Origin of the sequence: Paenibacillus sp. 23TSA30-6 (genome assembly GCF_014858585.1) — a bacterium.
In the GTDB taxonomy this organism is placed as follows: domain Bacteria; phylum Bacillota; class Bacilli; order Paenibacillales; family Paenibacillaceae; genus Paenibacillus.
Window position 1 is genome coordinate 1 of record NZ_SLTL01000102.1, and the last position, 653, is coordinate 653.

General features: G+C 46.1%; 1 protein-coding gene. It reads right to left on the bottom strand.

What is annotated here, in order from left to right; all coding sequences use genetic code 11:
* Positions 1-58: 58 nt before the first annotated feature.
* The coding region (locus tag E0698_RS26280; RefSeq protein ID WP_192513434.1) for a transposase at positions 59-653 on the bottom strand (595 nt) is incomplete at its 5' end.

The window sequence follows — 653 nt, forward strand, 5'->3', positions numbered from 1 at the left end:
TTTTTGAATGAGATGTCGTCTTTTTTTTGCTTCCTCATGTCTACGAGTGCTCCTCTTTTTAGCTCATCAACTTCAAGATCCGCTTCAGATTCACCGCGAAAATCGCCATCGCTCCTTGCATTTCCATGCCAATCAGACCCGAGGAGGATGCCACATCATACCCGTGTCTGTGCTTGAGTTCACTGTTCTTGGCTTCAATTTTGTATCGCTCTTTGGCCTTGGTCTTAAAGACCTCACTCTCCTGAAATACGGCTTGAGCCAGATGTTCGTCGCTTTTTATACTTACAGAATACGTCTTGCTTTTTGCCCCGTCCTTGTAGCAGCCTTCCCGAAGAAGGCATCGCTTGCATGTTTCTACGTCAAAGTAATAGGTGTCGGTTTGGTTTTCTCCTCGGCCTTTTTTCCCCTGCCGCGCCCGGCGAGTTGCCAGATGACCAGCCTTGCACACATACATCCCTGCATCTTTATTGAACTCAAATTCGTCTTCCTTCTTTCGGTTTCCCTGAGTAATCAAAGGATGTAGTTTTGCGACCAGTTGGATGTTTTCTTGCGCACTGTAGGCGAGGTTATCTTTTTCTGAATAGGCTGCATCTCCAATCACCGTTTCCACTTTCATTCCTACCGCCTTACTTTTTTCAATCAAGGTTTGGAGT